This is a genomic window from Lysinibacillus sp. OF-1 (genome assembly GCF_028356935.1).
In the GTDB taxonomy this organism is placed as follows: domain Bacteria; phylum Bacillota; class Bacilli; order Bacillales_A; family Planococcaceae; genus Lysinibacillus; species Lysinibacillus fusiformis_D.
The window spans coordinates 3,829,958-3,847,619 of the sequence record NZ_CP102798.1; the positions used below are offsets into that span (position 1 = coordinate 3,829,958).

Genomic DNA, 17,662 nt, shown 5'->3' on the forward strand with positions numbered 1-17,662 from the left:
TATCTATATAGATTGCTTCATGCCATTGTTTATTAATAATTGAACTATGGCATGGTGACGGCTTGCCATTTAATAGAACTTGTACTATACACGGTAATAAAAAGTTGCCTCCAAAGCATTTTTACATACTTCTGAGGCAACATATATTTAGTGAACTAATCGGCAATGAAAATTACCTATTGGCGGCATCATTAGCTACGGCTTTCAAACTAAGCAAACCCACTGTTGAACCAAATGATTTTAAATGCGCAGAAGTTAAGTGTATTTGGCAAGTTAGTGTTAATGGTCATTGGTATCATCTTTCATGATGAAAAACTAAGTTAAGTCATTTATGGACTACTGATATTTATTTGCTGCGACTAGTGCCAATTATGCTTATGCAAAGACTCCATTTATTGTAGTGACTATGACAATGCTGGCTATTTAACAAAAATTGAAATTTAAACGGTTGAAGAAGTATTAATCGAGGATGAAGTTCTTAAATTAGACGGCTCACAGCATCACCAAAGTTTATACTGCCTCAATCGAATCCATGTGATAAACGCACAGATTCCTTCCATTCTTATCTCTTCATTTACAGTATTACCATATTTTATTAACAAATATTTAACAGTAGCTTTACACCCTTCCTTTACACTTACAATTGAAATCATTTAAAGGAGGAAAATCATGAAATACGCAAAAAAATGGACTTCATTGTTTTTAGCAAGTGCTGTAACGTTATCCGCAGTTAGTATCCCACAACAAGAGGTAGAAGCAGCCGAAGTAAAGAAACCGACAAATGTCATTATGCTTGTAATGGATGGGAGCAGTAATAATGCGGTTACCCTTTCTCGTTGGTATAAGGGTGAGGGCTTAGCAATGGATGAGATTTTATCTGGTGCTATGCGCACGTATTCTGCTGAATCAGCCATTACAGATTCTGCGCCTGCTGCTACGGCTTTAGCAACTGGTCATAAATCGAATGATAAATATGTAGGCGTTTTACCATCCGTGATTAATTCCCCTGGTTTAGCACAAATTTCTCAACAAGATGCCTTCCGACCTGTAGCCAATGTGCTAGAAGGAGCTAAACAAAAGGGCAAGGCGACTGGACTGATTTCTACTTCTGAAATTCAACATGCAACGCCAGCTGGTTTTTCAGCGCATGTTAACAATAGAAGTCAATATGGTGATATTGCTGAACAGCAAGTTTACCAAAATATTGACGTCGTTTTAGGTGGTGGCTTAGAGTCGCTGTCACCAGGAACTACAAAAAATGCCCGTCAAGATGGCGAGGATTTAATCCAGGTTCTGAAAGAAAAAAATTATGATTTAGTTCAAACACGTGATGAACTATTCAAAAGTCAGTCTTCAAAAATTTGGGGAAGCTTTGCACCAAGTGCACTTGCCTATGATTTAGATCGCGCTAAAACAAGAGCATCCGAGCCTACGCTTGCTGAAATGACGAACAAGGCAATCAATACGCTAAAAAAGGATGAGGACGGCTTCTTCCTCTTTGTTGAAGGTAGCAAGGTCGACTGGGCAGCACATGCCAACGATACAATCGGTATCATTAGCGATATTTTATCGTTTGATGATGCTGTAAAAGAAGCGGTTAATTTTGCGAAGGAAGATGGCAATACATTAGTTATTGCCGTAACAGACCATGGAAATAGCGGGATTACGATGGGGAATGCCAACACGACTAATACCTACTCCAGTATTCCAGTCTCTGCTTACATTGATCCGTTGAAAAAAGCGTCCATGACCGTTGAGGGAGCATTAAGTCAATTAAAAGAAGACCGTTCTAATTTAAAAGAAGTGGCTGCCCTTTATGGCTTAGATCAATTAACAAAGACTGAATTGACTAAACTAAAACTTTCTAAAGACTTAGGCAGTGAGATGGTCAAAATGCTGGCAAATCGTGCGAACATTGGCTATACGACAGGTGGTCATACCGGTGAGGATGTGTTTTTATATTCATTCGGTCCATCTAAGCTGACAGGACTAGTAGAAAACACTGATTTAGCTCATACAATGGCGCAATTCATGGGCTTTGACTTAAATACACTTACAAATGATTTATATGTGCCAGCAACAAAGGCATTTACGGAAAAAGGCTTTACAACAAAAATTGACTTATCCGATAAAGAAAACCCAACATTTATTGCACAAAAGGCAGATGTGATGGTGAAAATCCCAGTCAATAAAAACACAATGCTGTATGAGCAAACTTCAACAAACACTGTAAAGACCCATACATTTGACACAATAAATATCTATAATGGCTCTGAATTTTATGTATCAAAAAAAGTTTTGAATGCCGTGAAATAAAAACAATAGCGCGAACATAAGTTGAGATTATTCCCTTATGTTCGTGCTTTTTTTACATAAAAAGACCAACCAATAGTTTGTAAAATCCACACTTTCCCCCATAACCTTAAATTTACCTTAAATTAATCTTATGATTTACTGAATTCACCTTAATTCAGCAACATTTTTCTCCACATTCCGTCAAATCAGTGTTAAAAACATAAGGTAAGGATTTTTCACTAGTAAATTACTATTTTTTGAAAATTTAATCCTATACTTTTTTCATTGGAGGTGGACAAATGCAATCCATCAAAAATAACGAGCCTTTGCGCTTTATTGCCTTGACGCTATTTTATTTGATCGTTTTGGTACTGCTGTTTCTTATACATGGTTTCCATGATATGAACGCTGGACCATTTATATATACGGAATTTTAAATAAAGGAGATTTTATAATGTTAAGTATTTTAGCAGCTATTGAACGCGTGGCCCTCCAGCAGCCACAAAAAACTGCTTATCAAACGCACCATGCTTCCTTAACATACGGTGAGCTTTGGCACTTATCGGATAATGTAGCTGATTATCTGATGAAGCTTAACTTGCGGAGACAACAACCTATTGTCGTTTATGGACATATGTCCCCTCTACAAATTGTCGCCTTTTTAGGTGCTGTAAAAGCTGGTCACTCATACGTACCTGTTGACTCTTCAACGCCAATAGAAAGATTACAGCTTATTTTAGAAGCATCTGGAGCAGGTTTATTATTGACAACAGAGCCATTACACATGCTCACGAATATCCCTGTTATGGCGGTGAGTGATGTCTTAGCGAGTTCCTCAAAGGACGTTACCCTATCATCAGCGACATGGGTGCAAAACGAGGAAATCCATTATATTATTTACACTTCTGGTTCAACTGGTCAACCAAAAGGTGTCCAAATAACAGCTAGTAATTTAGCACATTTTGTCTCTTGGATGCACGAAAACTTCCCTTTACAGGACGACGGTGTATTTTTAAATCAAGCGCCTTATTCCTTTGATTTATCTGTCATGGATCTGTACCCGGCTCTTGTTGGAGGTCACACACTTTACGCGATTACACAGCAAGAAATCGCCAATCCTAAAGCATTATTTGATTCTTTAGCTACGTCGAATACTCGTGTTTGGACTTCTACACCTTCCTTCGCCAAGATGTGTTTAATGAACAAAGAGTGGAACCAGCAGCTCATACCGACATTAGATACTTTTTTATTTTGCGGCGAGGTTTTACCAATAGCGGTATGTAAAGAGTTAATGTCACGCTTTCCACAGGCTACCATTTATAATTTATACGGTCCTACGGAAACAACGGTCGCGGTATCCTATGTAGAGGTGTCTAAAGCATTAGTGGAACGCTTTGAACAATTACCGATTGCCCCTATAACGGAGCCGAACGTCGCTTTATTAGAAGATGGTGAAATTGTTATTTCAGGCCCAACTGTCAGTGCAGGGTACTTGGGAGCGCCTGATTTAACAGCGAAGGTTTTTTCAACAGTAGCTGAACAACGCATCTATCTAACAGGTGATTTAGGCTATGAGCAGGATGGTTATTTATTCTTTTCTGGGCGCAAGGATTTCCAGGTTAAACTACATGGTTATCGTTTGGAAATTGAGGAAATTGAAAAACAAATTAGCAACCTACCACCCGTTTCAAGCTGTGTTGTTGTACCGATTTATAAAGAAAAGGAGATCATCTCGCTTAGTGCACATGTTGTTTTGCGCGAGCCATTAACAGACTCTCCCTTCAAAATGACAAAGCAGTTAAAAACACTTCTATCAGAGTATTTGCCTGCTTATATGGTACCAAAAACGTTTAAATATATGGACGCTTTACCATTAAATCCGAACGGTAAGGTTGATCGTAAAGGATTGGCGGTTATGGAAACAGTATGACGCCTTATGGAAATATAGCATTCTTTGTGATCATCGGACTTTTATTACTACCAACAATCCTATTGGGTTTACAAGGCAAATCTTCTAAATACTATAATCTATTTGTGTCATTGATTGTCTTAGCTCTTATCTTTGGACATTCATTGAATGGGTCCATTTCGCTCATTCTATTTACGGTCTTTCAGATAGTCCTTATTGTGGCTTATCAGCGTTACCGCCTTCAGCAAAATAGTGGAACAATCTTTATAATAGCTGTACTCTTGTCGATATTACCACTTGTCCTTGTGAAGGTACTACCGATTCTTGGATTACATCATTTATTTGGCTTCCTTGGTGTGTCCTACATTACATTTAAAGCAGTGCAAATGATTTTAGAAACCCGTGACGGCTTAATGAAAGAGAAAATTCCTGTCATAGAGCTAGCGTATTTCTTACTATTCTTCCCTACAGTATCATCAGGGCCGATTGATCGCTGGCGACGTTTTACAAAGGATTTTCATACTGTACCTTCCTCGGAGGATTATCAAAAGCTGCTGTTAAGTGGGCTCAACTATATCTTTGTCGGCTTTTTATATAAATTTATTTTGGCGTATTTAATTTACAACTACACCCTCATTTATTTGCCAAATCATACGTATAACTATTTGACACCTTTCCAGGGGCAATTAGCGTATATGTATATGTATAGCTTTTACTTATTCTTTGATTTTGCTGGCTATAGTGCATTTGCTGTTGGTGTGAGCCGAATAATGGGCATACAAACGCCTATTAACTTTAATCGTCCATTCGCAAGTCGCAATATTAAAGACTTTTGGAACCGTTGGCATATGAGTCTTTCCTTTTGGTTTAGAGATTACGTCTATATGCGCTTTGTGCTTTGGATGACGAAGAAAAAGTGGCTGAAAAATAAATTCGCTATTTCGTATATAGGCTTCTTTTTACTATTCTTTTTAATGGGTATTTGGCATGGCCTAGAATGGCACTTTGTGGTCTACGGACTCTATCATGCCCTATTAATTATTAGCTTTGATAAGTTTGAACGCTGGAATAAAAAGCATAAGCGCTGGCCTAAAAATAAGTGGACCCATGCTATTGGCGTCTTCATTACGTTTAATGCCGTATGCTTTGGCTTCTATATTTTTTCTGGCAAATTATTTTAACCAAGGGCTGAAAGAGCCTGTTCAATAAAGGAGAATTATTAATGGATCAACAACAAGTTTTAGAAATGCTAGTCGAGTTATGTGAAGATGAAATTATTGTAGAGAACCCAGATATTGATTTATTTGAAGAAGGTTTGCTAGATTCGTTTGGGACAATTAATTTATTAGTAGAAATTGAAAACCGCTTTAATATTTCTGTACCTATAACTGATTTTAATCGTGAAGAATGGAATACACCGAATCGAATTGTAGGGAAATTAGCTGAAAGACAATGATGAAGAAAGGCTTTCTCTCTCTATTTATCGCCTTTGCTCTTTTTACTGGCTTTGTCTTCTTTCCGAATGCATGGATCAAGGCGTGGATTTCCGATGAGGATGTGGAGCAAGCCAAAACAAACATGTCTCCACTTGTCTTTCAAGGTACGTATTTACAGGAACGCATGTTACAGGAGCCTCATTCCATGCCTTTGTATGGCTCCTCTGAATTAAATCGTTTTGACCCTTTCCATCCCTATAATTATGCGCGAGCATCTGAAGCGCCGTATTCAACATTTATGATTGGGCGTGGGGGAATGCAGTCCATTACTCATTTTTTAAATTTTGCTGCTCAAGAGGGAAATTTAAAGGATAAAAAATTAGTTTTCATCATCTCCCCACAATGGTTTACAGAAAAGGGCATGGGTGAATTTCACTTTTCACCGAATTATTCGATGTTACATGCCTATGATTTAGCTTTTAATCAAGAGATGGATGCCGACCTTCGTAAACGCGCCATGGAACGACTGCTAGAATTTGATACCGTTGAGCGGGATCGTCTCTTAAAAACGATGTATCAATATCAAATGTCAAACGGTAAGGAAAAGCCGATTACGGGACGTTTGGCGATGGTGGCAGGGCGCTTCCATAAGGAATTGCTAGAAAAGAAGGATTTATATTATTCCCTTTTCCCACGTAAAGGTCATCACTTAAAAAGCAATGACAAGCTCATTGCCAATCAAAGCTTTGAACAGCAATTACAGCATGCTGAGGCGTACGGAAAGAAACGTGTTTCCAATGACTACATGATTGAAAATCGCGCTTACCAGCGACTTGTTAATGCTAATTTTTCAAAGTTTAAAGGAATGCGAAAGAAAGAGGATTACACGAAGTCTCCGGAATATAAAGATTTTCAATTGGTCATGGATGTGTTAAAAGATGCTGGTGCCAAGCCATTATTCGTATCCATTCCGGTTAATGGCTACTGGTATGATTATAATGGCTATCCAGAGGAACGTCGTCAGCAGTACTATGATAAGATGCAGCAAGTATTAAAGGCTGCCAATGTTGACTACGTTGATTTTACAGACCATGAATATGACCCTTATTTTATAATGGATACGATTCATATTGCCTGGAAGGGCTGGGTCTATCTCGATCAAGAACTAGACCAACATTGGGCACAGCCATAAAAAGGAACTGTAGACAAACTCAAAAAAATTGAGAGTTTGTCTACAGTTTTTTTCTTTTATAATGACATAAAGTAAAGCCGTTGATTTCCACTTCAATAGGCACAAAAAGAAATGCCCCAAAGTATCAATAAACTTTGAGGCATTTTTTGTCTATTATTTAAGGTTGTAGAAAGATTGTAATCCAAGGAACTCTGCTGTTGAACCAAGTTGATCTTCAATGCGAAGAAGTTGGTTATATTTTGCTACACGGTCTGTACGTGAAGGAGCACCTGTTTTAATTTGACCAGCATTTGTAGCAACGGCGATATCTGCAATTGTTGCATCTTCTGATTCACCAGAACGGTGAGAGATAACAGCTGTGTAACCAGCACGTTTCGCCATTTCGATTGCTTCAAATGTTTCAGTTAATGTACCGATTTGGTTTACTTTGATTAGGATTGCATTTCCTACGCCTTGCTCAATACCAGCCGATAATTTTTTCGTATTTGTTACAAATAGGTCATCACCTACTAATTGCACACGACTACCGATGCGATCTGTTAATAGCTTGTGGCCAGCCCAGTCGTTTTCGTCTAAGCCATCTTCAATTGAAATGATTGGGTATTTGTTTGTTAACTCTTCGTACCAATCAACCATTTCTTCAGAAGTTTTCACAACACCTTCACCATCTAAGTGATATTTGCCATCTTCTTTGTTGAATAGTTCAGATGATGCTACGTCCATAGCAAGTCGAACTTCTTCACCTGGTTTGTAGCCTGCTTTTTCAATCGCTTCTAAGATAACTGTAATCGCTTCTTCGTTAGAGCCAAGGTTTGGTGCGAAACCACCCTCATCACCTACTGCCGTGTTGTAGCCTTTTGCTTTTAGAACCGCTTTTAGGCTATGGAAAATCTCAGCGCCAATGCGTAATGCATGACGGAAAGATTCAGCCCCAACAGGCATAACCATGAATTCTTGAATGTCTACATTGTTATCTGCGTGAGCTCCACCATTTAAAATGTTCATCATTGGTACTGGTAATTGTTTAGAGTTAAACCCACCAAGATATTGATAAAGAGGTACATCTAAATAATCTGCCGCAGCATGTGCAACTGCCATCGATACACCTAGAATTGCGTTGGCACCTAGCTTGCCTTTGTTTTCTGTGCCATCTAGCTCGATTAAAGCTTTGTCGATGACAACTTGGTCAAGAACTGAATAGTTACCCTCTAATTCTTGCGCAATAATTGTGTTTACATTTTCAACTGCTTTTAATACACCTTTGCCTAGGTAACGAGATTTGTCACCATCGCGTAATTCCACCGCTTCGTATTCACCTGTCGATGCACCTGATGGTACGATTGCGCGTCCAAATGCGCCTGATTCTGTAAATACTTCAACCTCTACTGTTGGGTTCCCACGTGAGTCTAAAACTTCGCGCGCATAAACTTGTGTAATAAATGGCATAATTAATTCTCCTCTTTTTCAATTAATGATTGTCCTGTCATTTCAGTAGGCTGTGACACCTTTAATAATTCTAACATGGTTGGTGCTAAATCGGCTAAAATACCACCATTTCTTAACATTATATTTGCTTTTGTCACAATTACTGGAACAGGATTTGTTGTATGAGCTGTCATAGGCTCACCTGCTAAAGTCAATACTTCATCAGAATTACCATGGTCAGCTGTAATAATAGCTGCGCCTCCTTTTGCAAGAAGAGCATCTACTACTTTGCCTAAACATTCATCTACCGCTTCAATCGCTTTAATCGTTGGCTCAAGCATTCCACTATGACCCACCATATCAGGGTTGGCAAAGTTGAGAATAATGCCATCAAATTTCTCAGCAGCAATTTCTGCAAGCAAGGCTTCTGTTACCTCATAGGCAGACATTTCAGGTTTTAAATCATATGTTGCCACTTTTGGAGAGGCAATTAAAATACGTTCTTCACCTGGGAATTTTTCCTCACGTCCACCACTCATAAAGAATGTAACATGTGGGTATTTTTCAGTTTCAGCAATGCGTAACTGTGTTTTCCCATTCATTGCTAGTACTTCACCAATCGTATTTTTTAAGTTGTCATTTTCATAAGCAACTTGTGCATTGACGTTATCACTATAGTGTGTGAAGGATACAAATTTTAAATTCTTTGGATGCTTTGCAGATACAGCAAAACCATCAAATCCTTCATTTGTGAACACTGTGGATAGCTGAATAGCACGATCAGGACGGAAGTTAAAGAAAATCACTGCATCATGATCGCTAATTGTTGCTACTGGCTCACCATGCTCTTGAATGCTGAAGGGAATCACAAATTCATCGGTTACTTCACGCTCATAGGATGCTGCTACACCACTTTTTGCACTTTCTGCTGTTTGACCAACACCATCAACAAGTACATTGTACGTGAGAGCGACACGATCCCAGCGCTTATCCCGATCCATTGCATAATAACGTCCGTGAATCGAAGCAAACTGACCAATACCCATTTCAGCCATTTGTTTTTCTGTTTCTTCGATATAGTCTAATGCCGTTGTTGGACCAACATCACGTCCATCTAAGAAACCATGTACATAAACTTCATCTAATCCTTGCTGTTTAGCTAGCTTTAATAGCGCAAACATATGCTCATAATGACTATGAACACCACCATCTGATAATAAGCCCATAACATGGAGCTTGGAGTGATGAGCTTTTACATATGCTACTGCATCTAAAAACGCTTGATTCGTAAAGAAATCCCCTTCACGAATCGATTTATTTAAGCGTGTTAAGCTTTGATAAACAATTCGTCCAGCACCGATATTTAAGTGCCCTACCTCAGAATTCCCCATTTGGCCGTCAGGTAATCCAACGGCTTCTCCCGCCGCAGTTAATGTAGCGTGAGGATATTGACTCCAATATCGATCAAAATTTGGCTTGTTGGCTTGTGCTACTGCATTCCCGAATGTTTCATCTCGAAATGCAAAGCCATCTAAAATAATTAATGCTACTGGCTTTTTAGGCATTTGCTGCCGCCTCCAATAATGTTAAGTAAGATTCTGGCTGTAAGCTTGCTCCACCAACTAAAGCACCATCAATATGCTCTTTCGTTAAAAGCTCCTGAATGTTATCAGGCTTCACACTGCCGCCATATTGAATGCGTACAGCATTCGCCGTTTCAGCATTATATAGCTCTTCGATAACTGCACGAATCGCTCCACATACTTGATTTGCATCGTCTGCTGTAGCAGTTTTACCAGTACCAATCGCCCAAATCGGTTCATAGGCAATGACCATATGCTCAACTTGCTGTGCATCAAAACCAGCAAGTGCCGCTTTAATTTGTCCAGCCACCTTTTGCTCTGTCGTGCCAGCCTCACGTTCCTCTAGCGTTTCACCACAGCAAATAATTGGCACGATATTATGTGCAAGCGCTGCTGCTACCTTTTTATTAATCGCTTCATCTGTTTCATTGTAGTATTCACGACGTTCTGAGTGCCCTAAAATGACATAGTCAACATCTACACTTGCTAGCTGGGCTGGGCTAATTTCACCAGTAAAGGCACCTTCATTTTCAAAGTGCATTGTTTGTGCACCAATCGCCAACTCTGACTCACTAGCAACCTGCACAAGTGTAGGTAGGTAAAGAGCTGGTGCGCAAACAACAGCATCTACTTTGTCATTGGTAGGAAGTTTATCCTGTACTGCATCTACAAACTGAATAGCTTCTTCAAATGTTTTAAACATTTTCCAGTTACCCGCAATAATTGGTTTACGCATCATGTTGCCTCCGATTGTTTAGTTAGTTTATTTATCGTTTAGTGCTACAATTCCTGGAAGTTCTTTACCTTCCATTAATTCTAGAGAAGCACCGCCACCTGTAGAAATATGATCCATCTTATCTGCTACTTCAAATTTTTCAACAGCAGCTGCTGAATCACCGCCACCGATTACTGTATAGCCTGCTGTTGTTGCCATTGCATCAGCAACCTTTTTTGTGCCGTTAGCAAATTTATCCATTTCAAAGACGCCCATTGGTCCATTCCAAATGATTAATTTAGAGTTTTTAATAACTTCTGCATAGTTTGCAGCTGTTTTTGGTCCAATATCTAGACCCATCCAATCAGCTGGAATAGCATCTACATTAACGATTTGTGTTTCAGCATCTTGTGAAAATTCATTTGCCACAACAGCATCTACTGGCATATGTAATTGCACGCCTTTTGCTTTTGCCTTTTCAATAAAGGACTTTGCTAGCTCAATTTTATCTTCTTCTAACAATGATTTACCGATATCGTAGCCCTGTGCCTTGATGAATGTAAAGGATAAACCACCACCGATAATTAAGTGATCTACTTTCTCTAATAGGCTTTCAATAACACCAATTTTATCTTTTACTTTGGCACCACCAATAATCGCTGTAAAGGGATGCTCTGGGTTCGACAATGCTTTACCGAGTACATCTAATTCCTTTTGCATAAGGAAACCAGATACAGCTGGAATATGCTTAGCAATTCCTTCTGTAGAAGCATGTGCACGATGAGCTGCGCCGAAAGCATCATTGACATAGATATCAGCTAGCTGTGCAAATTGCTGTGCTAATGTTGGATCATTTTTCTCTTCACCTGCATGGAAACGCACATTTTCCAGAAGAAGAAGATCCCCATCATGCATGCTAGCAACAGCCTCTTCCACCACTTGACCAATAGATTCATCCAGCTTCGTAACAGGCTTGCCCATTAATTGTGCTAAGCGAACACCAACTGCTGTTAAACGCATATCTTCTTTTACTTCACCCTTTGGACGACCTAAGTGAGAGGCTAAAATAACTTTCGCACCTTGCTCTACTAAATACTCAATTGTAGGAATAGCTGCACGAATTCGCGTTTCGTCTGTAATGGCACCATCTGCCATTGGAACATTAAAATCTACACGTACAAATACGCGTTTACCCTTTACATCAATATCTTTCATCGTCTTCTTATTTAACATGAAGAAACTCCCTTCAAAGCTGTTTTAGTCTTACATTCTTGTGTTTTACCCATCTTGGCGCGACACCATGCTTGCTAAATTGAAAAGGCACTTTGGTACTTTTTTGGCACATCAGCTAAAAGAATTTCAATCTCCAACTTTTGATAATGCACCCTAATACTTGTTTTTATAGTAGCAAAAGTTAAGTGTTATGTCTTGCAATTGCTTGTCCTGTATAAAAAGAGAGCAAGGGTAAAATCCCTTACTCTCTTTACCCTTGTATATTATATCTATTCGATATTATAAAGGCTATACTTTTTGTGCATAAAAAGCAGTAATATGTCACACTTTTTACTCCAAATGTCGAAATATGATACTTATTTATGGTTTAATCCTTGTTCAGCAATGTATAAAGCTAAATCCATTAAACGAGTAGAGTAACCAATTTCGTTATCATACCAAGCTAGAACTTTCACCATTTTGTTTTCTAATACCATTGTTGAAAGGCCATCAACAGTAGAAGAATGGTGGTTACCGTTATAATCAATCGATACTAATGGTAGCTCATTGTAATCTAAAATGCCTTTTAATTCATTTTCAGAAGCTTCTTTTAATACAGCATTAATTGTTTCTTTTGTTACGTCTGCTTTTAGCTCTACTACTAAGTCAACACATGATACGTTAGGTGTTGGCACACGCATAGAGAAGCCATCTAGCTTACCTTTTAATTGTGGTAATACTTTTGATACAGCTACTGCTGCACCAGTTGTTGTTGGAATCATAGATACCGCACCTGCACGAGCACGACGTGGGTCAGAGTGTGGGAAGTCTAAAATTCGTTGGTCATTTGTGTAAGAGTGAATTGTTGTCATCATACCGCGTTCAATGCCAAATTTTTCATCAAGCACTTTAGCTACTGGTGCTAGACAGTTTGTTGTACAAGAAGCATTTGAGATTACGTCATCAGTTGCTGGGTTATAATCCTCGTGGTTTACACCCATAACAAATGTTGGCATTGCCCCTTTGGCTGGTGCAGATAGAATAGCTTTCTTCGCACCTGCTTCAATATGCTTGCCTACTTCTTCCATTGAACGGAAATGTCCAGTACATTCAAGAACTACGTCTACACCTAGCTCACCCCATGGTAACTGTGCAGGGTCTTTTTCAGCATAAACTTTTATGCGTTGACCATTTACTACGAAAGAATCTTCATCTGCATTGACTTCAGCATCATAGATACCGTGGACTGAATCATATTTCAATAAGTGTGCAAGCTGACCAGCATCTGTTAAGTCGTTTACAGCTACTACTTCAAATTCATCATGCTTCATTGCCTCACGAAATACTAAACGTCCAATACGTCCAAATCCATTAATCGCTAATTTTAATGCCATTGTTAATTCCTCCAATAATGTGTAATGTCTGTTTCTAATGAATAGAAACTTTAAATTTGCTTTATGCTCATTCAAAAAGTGTTTCACCACTTTCTGAGATCGAGTGATAAGTTTGGTACTACCCCATCATTTAAGATGGTTGTTTTCTATAGAAGATAAATTCGCCGCAATGGCTTTTGCAGCTGCTTCATCTGTTATAAATATTGTTTGCTTGGGTGCTACTTTAAAATAAGAAAGCATAGCATTAACCTTTTGTTTCCCCGCTGCCACTGCAATAACTTGCTGACTATTTTGTACTTGCTCTAGTTGAATACCAATCGTGCGTATACGATGGACAATTTCACCTTCTGCATTAAAATAATAGCCAAAAGCTTCACTTACAGCACCCTTCTCCTCAAGAATTCGTAAATCCTCAGGAGATGAATTACGACGAATCGCCATTTCCTCTGCGGAGCCAATTCCATGAATGACACAATCTGCTTGATCATAAAATGCCATCATTTCTGTAACCATAGGCTCTGTTAACATGGCTTGATAAGCTTGCTCACTTAAATGCTCTGGTAAAAATAAAGTACGGTACTGTGTCTCCATCTGCATGGCAAATGTTGCAACAAGTGTATTGGCTTGCATTTGCATTTCATGTCCAATACCTCCACGTGCAGCAACAAATGTAATATCCTTTTGTATATCGCCAGGATGTAAAAATTGTGCAAGAGACGCAACGGATTTTCCACCTGTGACAGCTACTACCTGCCCATCAAAGGCTGAAGACATAAATTGTAGTGCCGCTTCTTTGCCAAGTAAGGTTAAAATCGTATCGTCTTCATTGTAATCACCAGGAACTACAACTACACGCTCAATACCAAAATGCTGTTCCAGCTTTTTCGCAAGCTGAGTTAAGCCAGACCATTCGTAAACGATAGCTCTTAGTTTTTCAATAACTATTTCACCATCATCTGTACATACCATACCCGACTTTTGTGAATCTAATAACCCTTGCTCGCGTAAAATATCAGTTTCTTTACGAATTTCTCTTTCTGTCATTTTCAGTGAATCGGCAAGTGTACGTCGTCCGATTGGCTGCATGAGCTGAACAGCTTGTAAAATTCGATATCTTGATTGCAGAAGCGGATACAATTCAGGAAGTAGCCTTTGTTGTGCCTCTGGAACAGTGAACATATTTATCTACTCCCTTATTAATAGCTGTGGGTTATTTTTTATCCCACAACATTATTTCGTGTCCCACTTATAGTTTTATTATAATATGCATTGTTTTAAAGCGCAAGTAAATGTATAGTTTTGGCTAAAAAAAAGCCTCATAGCTTTGAAAACAGCTACGAGACTTTGTTGCGTTTATTTTGTGAAAGATAAAATTGCGTTCTTCTTAAATCCTTCTAAAGCTTTTGTTGCTTCACTTTTATTTGTAAATTCAAAAATACGAACATCCTTTTTCTCAAATACTGTAATAACCCACATTGTAAAATCTCCCTTCACATCATTTATTTTTGTAATATAACAATCACGAAACTCTGTGATACATCTGATAATCTGTTTTATAACAACTTCTTACTTGATACCTATTCTACTCCGTTTTTTATGAAAAGGAAGTCAAATGTGAAGGTCTTCACAAACTGTTCAAATTCAAAACGCTTTCATTGAACAATTTGTGAATTGTGTGGAATACAGCTAACAATAGTGTCATTTATACCGTTATTAATTCTTTATTAGTCTGGTGCATCAACTACTTAATTGCTCCAGCAATGTAGCATAATCTAGATTGCCATACTGAATCACAGCACCATCCTTTTCGACTACCGGAATCATTAGCATATATTTTTCATGTATGTCATCATCCTGTTCGATATCAACGATATCAATATCGAATGGTAGATCCTCCTGTACAAGCTTTAATGTCTGCAAGCCTTCCACACATAATGGACAATTTGCTCGACTAAAAAATTTAACAATCATCGATAGCACCTCCTCATCTTATTATAAACGAAAGTGTGATGAAGGAATGTTTTCTATTCTTTGATAACTTTTGATTGAACTGTCTTAGCTTCCCTTTTCGCATCCATATAATGGACTTTTGTAATAAAAAAGGCATTGACTGTGCGGAAGCCGCACATCAATGCCTTTCGATTATAATTATTTTAAATGACTGTCGAAGAATTTCACCATGGCATTGTAGAATTCAATTCTGTTTTCTTCATTAGCGAAGCCATGTCCTTCGTTTTCCTTTAGCATGTACTCAACATCCACACCTCTAGCACGTAAGGCTTCCACAATTTGATCGGATTCTGCCTTATTAACACGTGGATCATTTGCACCTTGAGCGACAAATAATGGTGTTTTGATTTTATCTGCGTGGAAAATAGGTGAAACAGCTGTTAATAAGTCTTTGTCCTTTTCTGGATGACCTACGCGTTCATAAAACAAGTTGCGCATCGTTTCCCAGTATGGAGGAATGGTATTTAATAAAGTGAAAATATTAGATACTCCTACATAATCAACTGCTGCAGCATATAAATCAGGTGTATACGTAATACCAGCTAATGTTGCATAACCACCAAAGGATGCACCATAAATGCCGATACGCTCAGGGTCTGCAATACCTTGATCAATCGCCCATTGCACACCATCTGTAATATCGTCCTGAATTTTAAGACCCCATTGCTTATTACCAGCTTGAAGGAATTCCTTCCCATAGCCAGTTGACGAACGGAAATTCACTTGCAGTACGGCATAGCCTCGATTAGCTAATAATTGTACTTCTGGATTGAAGCCCCACATATCGCGTGCCCAAGGTCCTCCATGTGGATTGACGATAAGGGGAAGATCTTTAGCTTCTTGATTTTTCGGTAAAGTTAAATAGCCGTTAATTGTCAAACCGTCTCGACTCTTATAAGAAATTGGATGCATTTCAGCAAGTCCTTCTGGTTTTAACCAAGGGCTTAAAGTAGCCAACTCTGTTAAGTCACCTGTTATGGAATCATAGTAATAATATTTTCCATACACGGTATCACTTGAAACGCTCACAATAAATTTTGTCATCTCTTTATTGTAATCATTGATACCTAATTCACTTTCATGCACGCCAAGTTTATTTTGTATTTTACGGAACAGCTTTTCAAACTTTTTATCAAAGAATTGATAATGCAGCTTATCAGTAACATAAGCACCATATAATAATTTATCTTGTTCAGCGCTATATAAAACACCCGAAACATCTACTTCATCATTGGACATTATAACTTTTTCATTGCCTTCTAAATCATATTTTACAACTTCTACTTTATCTCTACCTTTGTTGGAAGTTGCATAAATTGTTTGATTGTCTTTAGAGAAAGCCAGTGGCACTACTTCATCCCCTGCTTCCACTTCAATAAACGGTTTAAATTCATCCTTTTCAGAATCTCGATAAAGGATTGTTCCTGTTACACCATCTGTTGCTACGGCAACCCGTACATTTCCATTCCGATCTGCTAACCAGTTTGTAATATTACCTGGATTTTTAGCAACATGCTTTGTTTTACCTGTCTTGACATTCAGCTTGTACACATCAAAGACAGTGGCATCCTCTTTATTCATCATTATAAGAATTTCATCTTTAACACCCTGTAGGCCACTTAATATTCCTACTGTTACATTTGGATATGGCGTTAAATCTTTTTCCTTTGACCCATTAAATGTAGTAGAATAAATATGGAAGTTTTCATCTCCACCTTTATCCTTTAAATATAATAAACTATTTTCCTTCCAGAAAAATCCTGCAATATCACGATCTTTAGAGTTCGAGACGCGAACAGGCTCACTATCATCATTCATTTTTTTTACGAAAACATTGGATCTGTTGTTCCATGCAGAGGCAAATGTGATGTAATTACCATCAGGTGAAAGTTCATAGCCGAAATTCCCAGGATTCTTCATGAAATCTTCTACAGAAATTTCCTTTACACCTTTATTATTAGAACCATTTTTAATTTGTTTTGCATTGTTTAACATTTTAACTGCATCTTGTTTAGCAATAGCATCCGTGCTTACTGACACATTTTTAAATATACCAAGCTTATTGGCTTTCTCTAAATACTCAGCAAGCGATGCTTCTTTTTCTTCTTTATTTAAAGCTCTTACTAAAATACGAGCGGCTTCATCACGTTTAATCGATAAATTTAAATCCGCGAACTCCTCAGCCTTTACCCATGTATCAATAATTTGTTGCCGCATTGAATCTGATCCGTGTTGGAAAGTTAATGCTGTTACAGCTAAATTCAAAAATTCCTGCACTGAAATGCGCTGCTCCTGCGCTATTACAAAGCTATTTGTTTCATTGGCAGCACGTACTTCTTGCATGGTTGCAGGAATAGCTACAGATGTTGTTAAAATGATCGCTAATGATGCAGATAAAAATCTTTTTTTCAAAATGATTCCTCCCTATATCAGTTTACGTTATATCGAAAGTCGATATATTCAAATTATACCAATTTTTGTATTATTGTCA

The 17,662-nt window shown here is 38.2% G+C and carries 15 protein-coding genes; 6 read left to right on the forward strand and 9 right to left on the reverse strand.

What is annotated here, in order from left to right:
- Positions 1–669: 669 nt before the first annotated feature.
- The 6 genes from NV349_RS18740 to dltD all read left to right on the forward strand — a co-directional run bounded on the left by NV349_RS18740 (position 670) and on the right by dltD (position 6,832).
- A complete protein-coding gene (locus NV349_RS18740; protein WP_271910890.1) occupies positions 670–2,316 on the forward strand; it encodes an alkaline phosphatase in 1,647 nt (548 codons plus the stop codon).
- A gap of 278 nt (positions 2,317–2,594) precedes the next feature.
- Positions 2,595–2,732, forward strand: a complete 138-nt coding sequence (locus tag NV349_RS18745; RefSeq protein ID WP_036121175.1) for a teichoic acid D-Ala incorporation-associated protein DltX — start codon at positions 2,595–2,597, stop codon at positions 2,730–2,732.
- Between the two features lie 17 nt (positions 2,733–2,749).
- Positions 2,750–4,225: a D-alanine--poly(phosphoribitol) ligase subunit DltA gene (gene dltA / locus NV349_RS18750; protein ID WP_271910891.1), complete on the forward strand. Its 1,476-nt coding sequence runs from the start codon at positions 2,750–2,752 to the stop codon at positions 4,223–4,225.
- On the forward strand, positions 4,222–5,385 hold the full coding sequence (dltB, locus tag NV349_RS18755) for a D-alanyl-lipoteichoic acid biosynthesis protein DltB (protein WP_036121180.1): 1,164 nt from the start codon (positions 4,222–4,224) through the stop codon (positions 5,383–5,385). The genes dltA and dltB overlap by 4 nt, the downstream gene beginning before the upstream one ends.
- 41 nt (positions 5,386–5,426) lie before the next feature.
- Positions 5,427–5,660, forward strand: coding sequence for a D-alanine--poly(phosphoribitol) ligase subunit 2 (dltC, locus tag NV349_RS18760; protein ID WP_036121183.1), 234 nt, complete (start codon positions 5,427–5,429; stop codon positions 5,658–5,660).
- Complete coding sequence (gene dltD, locus NV349_RS18765; RefSeq protein ID WP_058844371.1) at positions 5,657–6,832, forward strand: D-alanyl-lipoteichoic acid biosynthesis protein DltD; 1,176 nt, start codon at positions 5,657–5,659, stop codon at positions 6,830–6,832. Before dltC ends, dltD begins: the two co-directional genes overlap by 4 nt.
- Positions 6,833–6,985: 153 nt before the next feature.
- Here dltD and eno read toward each other — a convergent pair whose 3' ends face one another.
- From eno to NV349_RS18810, 9 genes are all read right to left on the reverse strand, one after another.
- Positions 6,986–8,278, reverse strand: a complete 1,293-nt coding sequence (gene eno / locus NV349_RS18770) for a phosphopyruvate hydratase (RefSeq protein WP_036124037.1) — start codon at positions 8,276–8,278, stop codon at positions 6,986–6,988.
- A gap of 2 nt (positions 8,279–8,280) precedes the next feature.
- Positions 8,281–9,822 carry a 2,3-bisphosphoglycerate-independent phosphoglycerate mutase gene (gene gpmI, locus NV349_RS18775; protein WP_271910893.1) on the reverse strand — a complete coding sequence of 514 codons (1,542 nt, stop codon included), beginning with the start codon at positions 9,820–9,822 and terminating at the stop codon, positions 8,281–8,283.
- The gene (gene tpiA / locus NV349_RS18780; protein WP_036124043.1) at positions 9,815–10,576 is read right to left on the reverse strand and encodes a triose-phosphate isomerase; all 762 of its coding nucleotides are present in this window, start codon (positions 10,574–10,576) and stop codon (positions 9,815–9,817) included. Before tpiA ends, gpmI begins: the two co-directional genes overlap by 8 nt.
- 27 nt (positions 10,577–10,603) lie before the next feature.
- A complete protein-coding gene (locus tag NV349_RS18785) occupies positions 10,604–11,788 on the reverse strand; it encodes a phosphoglycerate kinase (RefSeq protein ID WP_249645968.1) in 1,185 nt (394 codons plus the stop codon).
- A 356-nt stretch (positions 11,789–12,144) separates the two neighbouring features.
- Positions 12,145–13,161 carry a type I glyceraldehyde-3-phosphate dehydrogenase gene (gene gap / locus NV349_RS18790; protein ID WP_036124048.1) on the reverse strand — a complete coding sequence of 339 codons (1,017 nt, stop codon included), beginning with the start codon at positions 13,159–13,161 and terminating at the stop codon, positions 12,145–12,147.
- A 126-nt stretch (positions 13,162–13,287) separates the two neighbouring features.
- Positions 13,288–14,340, reverse strand: coding sequence for a sugar-binding transcriptional regulator (locus NV349_RS18795; protein ID WP_058844370.1), 1,053 nt, complete (start codon positions 14,338–14,340; stop codon positions 13,288–13,290).
- Positions 14,341–14,514: 174 nt separating this feature from the next.
- The gene (locus NV349_RS18800) at positions 14,515–14,637 is read right to left on the reverse strand and encodes a hypothetical protein (RefSeq protein ID WP_255358808.1); all 123 of its coding nucleotides are present in this window, start codon (positions 14,635–14,637) and stop codon (positions 14,515–14,517) included.
- A 261-nt stretch (positions 14,638–14,898) separates the two neighbouring features.
- Complete coding sequence (locus tag NV349_RS18805; RefSeq protein ID WP_036125682.1) at positions 14,899–15,132, reverse strand: glutaredoxin family protein; 234 nt, start codon at positions 15,130–15,132, stop codon at positions 14,899–14,901.
- 177 nt (positions 15,133–15,309) lie between these two features.
- Complete coding sequence (locus NV349_RS18810; protein ID WP_036125684.1) at positions 15,310–17,583, reverse strand: S9 family peptidase; 2,274 nt, start codon at positions 17,581–17,583, stop codon at positions 15,310–15,312.
- Positions 17,584–17,662 lie beyond the last annotated feature (79 nt).